Annotated in this window: 8 protein-coding genes; 6 read left to right on the top strand and 2 right to left on the bottom strand. The window is 57.0% G+C overall.

Annotation, left to right across the window (positions count from 1 at the left end; all coding sequences use genetic code 11):
* Positions 1 to 163: 163 nt before the first annotated feature.
* A complete protein-coding gene (locus tag QN399_RS17300) occupies positions 164 to 1,384 on the bottom strand; it encodes a CaiB/BaiF CoA-transferase family protein (protein WP_322218785.1) in 1,221 nt (406 codons plus the stop codon).
* A 46-nt stretch (positions 1,385 to 1,430) separates the two neighbouring features.
* Positions 1,431 to 2,612 carry an acyl-CoA dehydrogenase gene (locus QN399_RS17295; protein WP_322177217.1) on the bottom strand — a complete coding sequence of 394 codons (1,182 nt, stop codon included), beginning with the start codon at positions 2,610 to 2,612 and terminating at the stop codon, positions 1,431 to 1,433.
* A gap of 161 nt (positions 2,613 to 2,773) precedes the next feature.
* Here QN399_RS17295 and QN399_RS17290 point away from each other — a divergent pair, with 161 nt between their 5' ends.
* The 6 genes from QN399_RS17290 (at position 2,774) to QN399_RS17265 (ending at position 9,240) form a co-directional block, all read left to right on the top strand.
* Positions 2,774 to 3,694 (top strand): LysR family transcriptional regulator, encoded by a 921-nt coding sequence (locus QN399_RS17290; protein WP_322177216.1) that lies wholly within the window; start codon positions 2,774 to 2,776, stop codon positions 3,692 to 3,694.
* Between the two features lie 425 nt (positions 3,695 to 4,119).
* A complete protein-coding gene (locus QN399_RS17285) occupies positions 4,120 to 5,241 on the top strand; it encodes a Re/Si-specific NAD(P)(+) transhydrogenase subunit alpha (RefSeq protein WP_322218782.1) in 1,122 nt (373 codons plus the stop codon).
* An 11-nt stretch (positions 5,242 to 5,252) separates the two neighbouring features.
* Positions 5,253 to 5,576, top strand: coding sequence for an NAD(P) transhydrogenase subunit alpha (locus QN399_RS17280; protein ID WP_219063260.1), 324 nt, complete (start codon positions 5,253 to 5,255; stop codon positions 5,574 to 5,576).
* Positions 5,573 to 7,009: an NAD(P)(+) transhydrogenase (Re/Si-specific) subunit beta gene (locus tag QN399_RS17275; RefSeq protein ID WP_322177213.1), complete on the top strand. Its 1,437-nt coding sequence runs from the start codon at positions 5,573 to 5,575 to the stop codon at positions 7,007 to 7,009. Before QN399_RS17280 ends, QN399_RS17275 begins: the two co-directional genes overlap by 4 nt.
* A gap of 203 nt (positions 7,010 to 7,212) precedes the next feature.
* Complete coding sequence (locus QN399_RS17270) at positions 7,213 to 8,706, top strand: acetyl-CoA hydrolase/transferase family protein (RefSeq protein ID WP_322177212.1); 1,494 nt, start codon at positions 7,213 to 7,215, stop codon at positions 8,704 to 8,706.
* 318 nt (positions 8,707 to 9,024) lie between these two features.
* Positions 9,025 to 9,240: a DUF1127 domain-containing protein gene (locus QN399_RS17265; RefSeq protein ID WP_219063263.1), complete on the top strand. Its 216-nt coding sequence runs from the start codon at positions 9,025 to 9,027 to the stop codon at positions 9,238 to 9,240.
* Positions 9,241 to 9,306 lie beyond the last annotated feature (66 nt).

Below are 9,306 nucleotides of genomic sequence, written 5' to 3'. Positions count from 1 at the left end.
TTACAAGGAGTTTTCCGTTTCATCTGCTCCGGAAGAGGTGCGAATTATAGAGAGATTAGCTGGGGCGTCAACACCTAATTTCATAAACCTGTCACATTGGTAAAACATGCCAGTAAACGCTAATGGATAGCCTTAAATCAGCCCTCTATATATAGCTATATGGCTACAGCACACCTGCCTGGCGCAGAACATCTACAGCGTCGGCATCCAGACCCAGGACACGCTCTAATACCTCCAACGTATGTTCACCCAATAGCGGCGGGGCAAGACGATACTCAACCGGCGTCTCAGACAACCGGATAGGGCTGGCGACCTGAGGCACACTTCCGGCCAGCGCGTGCGGCATAGTAATAGCCAGCCCGCGCGCCTGAACCTGTGGATCAGCAAACACCTGTGCCAGGTCGTTAATCGGCCCACACGGCACGCCGGCACGCTCGAGCGCAGTCACCCATTCAGCGGTGGTCTTGAAAACCGTCGCCTGGCGGATGAGAGGGATCAGTTCGGCCCTATGGGCAACGCGCAGGTTATTAGTCAGGAAGCGCGGATCTTCAGCCCACTGCGGTTGCCCGGCAACCTCGGCGAACTTTCTGAACTGACCGTCATTACCCACCGTAAGGATGAAGTTGCCATCAGCAGTGGGAAAATCCTGGTACGGCACGATATTGGGATGAGCGTTGCCCAACCTGCGTGGCGCCACCCCGGTCGTCAGGTAGTTCATCGCCTGATTGGCCAGACAAGCCACTTGCACATCAAGCAAAGCCATATCGATATGCTGACCAACACCGCCCTGATCCCGGTGAGCGAGAGCCGCCAGAATCGCAACCGTCGAATAGAGCCCGGTAAGAATGTCCGTCAGCGCCACACCGACCTTGACCGGCCCGGCGCCCTCATCACCCTCCGGACGCCCCGTAAGGCTCATCAAACCACCAAGGCCTTGAATCATGAAATCGTAGCCGGCCCGCTTGGCATAAGGACCGCTTTGGCCAAACCCGGTGATCGAGCAATAGATAAGCTTGGGATTGATGGCTTTTAGCGCCTCATAGTCCAAGCCATATGCCGCCAACCCACCGACCTTGAAGTTCTCGATGACGATGTCGGACTTGGCAGCCAGCTCCCGCACCAACTTCTGACCCTCAGGCCGGGTGAAGTCTATGGTGACTGACTGCTTGTTCCTGTTGGCCGACAGGTAATACGCCGCTTCACTGGTGTTCTCGCCCTCGGCGTCCTTAAGGAACGGAGGGCCCCAGGCGCGAGTGTCATCGCCATTGCCTGGGCGTTCGACCTTGATCACCTCGGCACCGAGGTCAGCAAGAATCTGTCCGGCCCAAGGTCCAGCAAGAACCCGCGACAAGTCGAGGACCCGTAGATGTGAAAGCGCGCCCATCGGCTGACTCCTTTTCCTTTATAGATAGAAAGCTGAAAGCCGCTACTTAATAGAAGGCTTGAATGCCAGTCTGTGCACGACCCAGGATCAGCGCATGGACGTCATGGGTACCTTCATAGGTATTCACGACTTCCAGGTTGACCAAATGACGGGCAACACCGAACTCGTCGGAGATGCCATTGCCGCCCAACATGTCCCGCGCCATCCGTGCAATGTCCAGAGACTTGCCGCATGAGTTGCGCTTCATCATCGAGGTGATTTCGACCGCAGCAGTGCCTTCGTCTTTCATCCGACCCAAGCGCAAGCATCCCTGCAAGGCCAAGGTGATTTCAGTCTGCATGTCAGCCAGCTTCTTCTGGATGAGCTGAGTCGCCGCCAACGGGCGCCCGAACTGATGACGATCCAGGGTGTATTGACGTGCGGTGTGCCAGCAGAACTCGGCAGCCCCCAACGCGCCCCACGAAATCCCGTAACGTGCCGAGTTAAGACAGGTGAAAGGACCTTTCAAGCCACGGACGTCCGGGAAGATGTTTTCTTCGGGCACGAACACGTTGTCCATCACGATCTCGCCAGTGATCGAGGCACGCAGACCCACCTTGCCGTGGATAGCCGGCGCAGTCAGGCCCGCCCAGCCTTTTTCCAGAACGAAACCGCGAATGTCGCCCGCATCGTCTTTACCCCAGACAACGAATACATCCGCAATCGGGCTGTTAGTGATCCACATTTTGCTGCCAGACAGGCGATAGCCGCCGTCAACCTTCTTGGCACGGGTAATCATCGCGCCCGGATCGGAGCCGTGGTTAGGCTCGGTAAGACCGAAACAACCAATCCATTCGCCGGTGGCCAGCTTGGGCAGGTATTTCTGTTTCTGTGCTTCGGTACCGAATTCGTTGATTGGCACCATCACCAGAGAGGACTGAACACTCATCATGGAGCGATAGCCGGAGTCGACGCGCTCAACTTCGCGAGCGATCAAGCCGTAGCACACGTAATTCAGACCGCTGCCGCCGTATTGCTCAGGGATGGTCGCGCCCAACAGACCTATTTCACCCATTTCGCGAAAAATGGCAGGATCAGTATGTTCATGGCGAAAGGCTTCAAGAACACGCGGTGCCAGCTTGTCACGGGCAAACTGTTCAGCGCTGTCACGCACCATGCGCTCTTCTTCAGTGAGCTGTTGATCCAGCAACAGCGGGTCGATCCAGTTGAAGCTTGCTTTGCCGCCCATGAGCGAGTCCTCGTGAAGATTGGTCAAAAGTCGTGGGACTGATCCTAGGCTGGCTTAAGGAATACGGCAAACGAGGATTTTGCATGCTGTTGTGCTAATTTCTCACTCCGTGACGATCAAAAAAGGCTTTTTCCGGTGATCGACTAGTGAGGTAGAGGTACATGCGCAGAAAGATCCCCAGCACAACCGCACTCATCAGCTTCGAGGCGGCAGCCCGACACGAGAGCTTTACCAAGGCGGCGCAAGAGCTTTCCCTCACTCAAGGCGCCATTTGCCGACAGATCGCCGGTTTGGAAGAGTTCCTTAATGTCGAACTCTTCCGACGCTCACGCCGCGGCGTGAAACTGACCGAAGCCGGGCTTTCTTATAGTCGTCGCGTGGCAACACAACTGGATGCGGTCGAGCGTGACACGCTATCGGTCATGGGTCAGCAGGGCGCTAACGTGATTGAGCTGGCGGTTGTGCCGACCTTTGGCACTCAGTGGTTGCTGCCGCGACTCAAGGATTTCCAGCAATGCCATCCCGACGTAACGGTCAATCTCACCAACCGCACGCGGCCATTTCTGTTTGCCGACACCGACTTCGACGCAGCGATCTATTTTGGTGACGCGGACTGGTCCGGTACCGAGTCACATCGGCTGATGGGGGAAAACCCGATGCCGGTGTGCAGCCCCAATCTTTTGGGCAATTTCGACACGCTGAGCGCACAGGCAATTGCTGAATTACCTTTGCTGCAACAAACCACACGCCCCTATGCCTGGCGCCAGTGGTTCGGCTCTCTGAACCTGAATATTCCCCGCGACATGACAGGGCCGCGTTACGAGCTATTCTCCATGCTTGCCCAAGCCGCCATGCACGAGATGGGGATTGCCTTGATTCCGCCCTTCCTGATCCAGCGCGAACTGGCCGAGAAGCGCTTGGTCATTGCCAACACCCACGCGCTATCGAGTATCAAGGCCTATTACCTGATGATTCCGGAGCGAAAGGTGGAATCAGCGTCTTTACGCGCATTTCGCGACTGGCTCGTGGGACAGGCTCATAGCTATGCGCTAATCACCGAGCGGCCCGCAGCCATTAACTGACCTTGTAGTCAGCTGCTAGAGACGCCTACAGATGTACGAATATATCGCTTTTACATCAACTGTACGGATGGCATCGGTAATGGCTCAAAAAGCCTGAAACCGCGGACTGCAGCTTGAGTTAAAGCACCGTAGGGTTATTCACACTGCGAATCCTGAATTTTATTAAACCTCATTAAAAGTCCCTGCGGGCCCGGCAATCATGAGCGTTAGCCCTGGCCTTGCGACATTGAGTCACAGGGTGACTTGTAGTTAATATTCAGTCACAGTTCAGAACTTGTTGAAGGGATCAAACTTCGCCTGCAAAATGCCGCCCCCGCCTTTCACGGCGGGATCGCGCTGATCTGACGCCCCGGCAGCACCATCCGTAGTGCGCTGGCCTATTTAAAATAGATAACAAGATAAAAAGATTACGCAGGAGATATAACGTGCACATTGGTATTCCTCTCGAAACCCATGCGGGTGAAACGCGGGTTGCCGCAACCCCGGAAACCATTAAGAAGCTGATCGGCCAAGGCCATCGGGTCACTGTGCAAAGCGGCGCAGGCGTCACTGCCAGTGTTCCGGACAGTGCCTATGAAGCGGCGGGCGCCACCATTGGTAGCGCCACGGATGCCTTCGGTGCCGAGCTGATTCTCAAAGTTGTCGCACCCAGCGACAGCGAGCTGACCCACATCAAGAGCGGCACGATCGTCGTGGGCATGCTCAATCCGTTCAACAACGAAACGATTGGCAAGATGGCAGAGTGCGGCATTACCGCCTTCGCCCTTGAAGCCGCGCCGCGTACCTCGCGCGCGCAAAGCCTCGACGTGCTGTCCTCGCAAGCCAACATCGCCGGCTATAAAGCCGTGCTGGTGGCCGCGCATCACTATCCGCGCTTCATGCCGATGCTGATGACTGCTGCAGGTACCGTGAAGGCCGCCCGCGTGCTGATCCTTGGTGCCGGTGTAGCGGGGCTGCAGGCGATTGCCACCGCCAAGCGTCTGGGCGCGGTGATCGAAGCATCCGACGTGCGTCCTGCGGTGAAGGAACAAATCGAATCCCTCGGCGCCAAGTTCGTCGACGTGCCTTACGAGACTGACGAAGAGCGTGAATGCGCGGTCGGCGTCGGCGGTTACGCCCGGCCGATGCCGGCCAGCTGGATGCAACGCCAGGCCGTCGCGGTCCACGAGCGCGCCAAACTGGCCGACATCGTGATCACCACCGCGTTGATTCCGGGTCGCAAGGCGCCTGTGCTGCTCAGCGCCGAGACCGTCGCGCAGATGAAACCAGGCTCGGTCGTCATTGATCTTGCGGCGGCTCAGGGCGGCAACTGCCCACTGACCGTGGCCGATCAAGTAGTCAGCGCACACGGCGTGACCATCGTCGGCTATACCAACCTGCCTGCGATGGTCGCGGCTGATGCCTCTGCGCTCTACGCACGCAACCTGCTGGACTTCATGAAGCTGCTGTTCACCCCTGAAGGGCAGCTGCAGATCAATCTCGAAGACGACATCGTCGCCGCGTGCCTGATGTGCCGCGACGGCCAAGTCATCCGCAAGAACGGCTAAGGATAAAAATAATGGAAGAGCTGATCTCCCCTGGCATCTACAACCTGATCATCTTCGTGCTGGCGATTTATGTCGGTTATCACGTGGTCTGGAACGTAACGCCTGCACTGCACACGCCACTGATGGCCGTGACTAACGCCATCTCGGCCATTGTCATCGTCGGCGCCATGTTGGCCGCCGCGCTGACCGTAACGCCGCTGGGCAAGACCATGGGCACCCTGGCGGTGACGCTGGCTGCCGTGAATGTGTTCGGTGGCTTCCTGGTCACCCGACGCATGCTGGAAATGTTCAAGAAAAAAGCACCCAAAGCCAAGGTTGAGGTGCAGAAGCCATGAGCATGAATCTGGTCACTACGCTGTACCTGATCGCCTCGATCTGCTTCATTCAGGCGCTCAAGGGCTTGTCTCACCCCACCACATCGCGACGCGGCAACCTGTTCGGCATGCTCGGCATGGCGCTGGCAGTGATCACCACCGTTGGCCTGGTCTACAAACTCGGCTCCGAGATGGCCGCCCCCGGCATTGGCTACATCATCTTTGGCCTGTTGGTCGGCGGCACGGCCGGTTCGATCATGGCCAAGCGCGTTGAAATGACCAAGATGCCGGAACTGGTCGCCTTCATGCACAGCATGATCGGCCTGGCAGCTGTGTTCATCGCCATCGCAGCCGTCGTCGAGCCGCAATCGCTGGGCATCGTTCGGCACCTGGGTGACGCCATTCCAGCGGGCAACCGTCTGGAACTGTTCCTCGGGGCCGCCATTGGCGCCATCACTTTCTCCGGTTCGGTGATCGCTTTCGGCAAGCTCTCGGGCAAGTACAAATTCCGCCTGTTCCAGGGCGCACCCGTACAGTTTGCCGGCCAGCATAAACTTAACCTGGCCATTGGCCTGGCGACACTGACGTTTGGCGTCATCTTTATAGTGAGCGGCAATCTGAATGCGTTCGCCCTGATGCTGGCGTTGGCGTTCGTTCTCGGCGTGCTGCTGATCATCCCTATCGGCGGCGCAGACATGCCGGTCGTGGTGTCGATGCTAAACAGCTATTCGGGCTGGGCAGCGGCAGGGATCGGTTTCTCGCTGAACAACTCGATGCTGATCATCGCCGGTTCGCTGGTGGGCTCTTCGGGTGCAATCCTCTCGTACATCATGTGCAAGGCGATGAACCGCTCGTTCTTCAACGTCATCGGCGGCGGCTTCGGCGGTCATGCGGACGCGGCGGGCCCAGCGGGTGACAAAGAAGCGCGGCCGGTCAAATCCGGTTCGGCAGATGACGCCACCTTCCTCCTGAGCAACGCCGACACGGTGATCATCGTTCCAGGCTATGGCTTGGCAGTGGCTCGGGCGCAACACGCACTAAAGGAGCTCACAGAGAAGCTCACCCATCGTGGCATCACGGTGAAGTACGCCATTCATCCGGTTGCAGGGCGGATGCCGGGGCACATGAACGTACTGCTGGCCGAGGCAGAAGTGCCTTACGACCAGGTGTTCGAGATGGAGGACATCAACTCCGAGTTCGGCCAGGCTGACGTGGTTCTGGTGCTGGGCGCCAACGACGTGGTCAACCCGGCAGCGAAGAATGACCCTAAATCGCCAATTGCCGGGATGCCGATCCTTGAGGCTTACAAAGCCAAGACCGTGATCGTCAACAAGCGCTCTATGGCCAGCGGCTATGCAGGCCTGGACAACGAACTGTTCTACCTGGACAAAACCATGATGGTGTTCGGCGATGCCAAGAAAGTGATTGAGGACATGGTCAAAGCCATCGAATAACGCTTCGATACTGGCACGCTGCAAGTGCACGCTTCAAAACAATCCCTGGCACCGAAATCGCCGGGGATTTTTACATCTGTCACAACGGTGTTTTACATCACGCACTATAATTAGAGCACGTGAATGCGACCATGGTAGCGGGACGAAAAATGCTCAACTCACTAGACTGCAGGTCTTGCTTCCACCGCCCGAGATGAAAATCCATGTACCGTGACCGTATCCGCTTGCCTTCTCTGCTCAACAAGGTGATGAGCGCGGCAGATGCCGCAGCCCTGATCCAGGACGGCATGACCGTCGGTATGAGCGGCTTTACCCGTGCAGGCGAAGCCAAGGCTGTGCCTCAGGCACTGGCCGAGCGCGCCAAAGTGTCTCCGCTGAAAATCAGCCTGATGACCGGCGCCAGCCTCGGCAATGACCTCGATAAACAATTGACCGAAGCCGGTGTGCTGTCCCGTCGCATGCCGTTTCAGGTCGACAGCACCCTGCGCAAAGCAATCAACGATGGCTCGGTGATGTTTATCGATCAGCATCTGTCCGACACCGTTGAGCAGTTACGTAACCGCCAGATCAAAGCCGTTGACCTGGCTGTGATCGAATGCGTGGCCATCACCGAAGAAGGGCATCTGATCCTGAGTACTTCGGTGGGCAACTCAGCCAGCTTCGCCATTCTGGCCAAAGAAGTGATCGTCGAGATCAACCTTGCTCAGCCACTTGAGCTGGAAGGCCTGCACGACATCTACATCCCAAGCTACCGTCCAACCCGCCTGCCGATCCCGGTACTGAAGCCTGACAGCCGCATCGGCAGCCACGCCGTGCAGATCGACCCGGCGAAGATCATCGGCATTGTGATCAGCAATCAACCTGACTCGCACTCGACAGTCCTGCCACCTGACGAAGAAACACAGGCTATCGCCAGCCACTTGGTGGAGTTTTTCAAAAGCGAAGTGCGCGCAGATCGGTTGACCAACAGCCTGATGCCACTTCAGGCAGGCATTGGCACCATCGCCAACGCAGTGATGCACGGTCTGCTGGACTCACCGTTCCATGACATGACCATGTACTCCGAAGTGCTTCAGGATTCGACATTTGACTTGTTCGACTCCGGCAAACTGATCTTTGCATCTGGCAGCTCCATCACCTTGTCTGCCGCCAAGCACGACGAAGTGTTCAACAAGCTGGAGCACTACAAGCCACAGCTGGTGCTGCGTCCACAGGAGATCTCAAACCATCCTGAGGTCATTCGCCGCCTGGGGATTATCGGCATCAACACCGCACTGGAATTCGACCTGTACGGCAACGTCAACTCCACCCACGTCTGCGGCACGCGGATGATGAATGGCATTGGCGGTTCGGGAGATTTTGCCCGTAACGCGCACTTGGCGATTTTTGTCACCAAGTCTATTGCCAAGGGCGGTGCGATCTCCAGCGTTGTGCCGATGGTCAGCCATGTCGATCACACTGAACATGACGTGGATATCCTGGTGACCGAGCAAGGCCTGGCTGACTTGCGCGGCCTGGCACCACGGGAGCGCGCACGGGTGATTATCGACAACTGTGTGCACCCGGATTATCGCGAAGCACTCAACGCCTACTTCGCGGCAGCCTGCAAAATAGGTGGTCACACTCCACACGTACTGCGCGAAGCACTCAGCTGGCACATCAATCTGGAAGAAACAGGGCGCATGCAGCCTCTCTGATTTTGGAGTGGGTAGCTGACAACGATTTTTTCGTGCTGTCAGCTACCCCAATGTTTCCCTTAAATCAGAAAACTGTACTGCTGTACCGGTCATTTCCAGGCTTTCAAATCGAAAAAACCCCCTGATTAGCACGAAAATGCGCCATTAAAGTGCAGACCAGTACAGTTACCCCAAATACGAACAAAACAGTCCCTATAAACAGTTAACTGGACCAGCACAATTGAAGTGAACTGTGTCTGGAGGGACTGGCCAAGAGGGAGGAAGATTGGCACCAGTCAAGCCACTATCTAAACCCGCCACAAGCGGAAGGAAGTCATCATGGAACGTACACTCAGTTCCGACCTGTTCTACGAAAATACCGCTTCAACCGCTAAAGCTGCATGGCCTCTTCGCGCTTTCGCCAACCTGATGCTTTGGCAGCGTCGCATCTCCAGCCGCCACCAACTGGCTCGTCTGGACGCACGTTTGCTGGCTGACGCCGGGATTAGCGAATCGCAACGTTACGAAGAGTTGAGCAAGCCGTTCTGGCGCTAAGCTAGCGCTCGCTGGTCTCAGACCATAGGTCTCCCTCCAGCAACCCGAATTGCTCCATACAAGACC

This window comes from Pseudomonas sp. 10C3 (assembly GCF_036346185.1).
GTDB lineage: Bacteria > Pseudomonadota > Gammaproteobacteria > Pseudomonadales > Pseudomonadaceae > Aquipseudomonas.
This window is presented reverse-complemented; position numbering and strand designations above follow the sequence as displayed.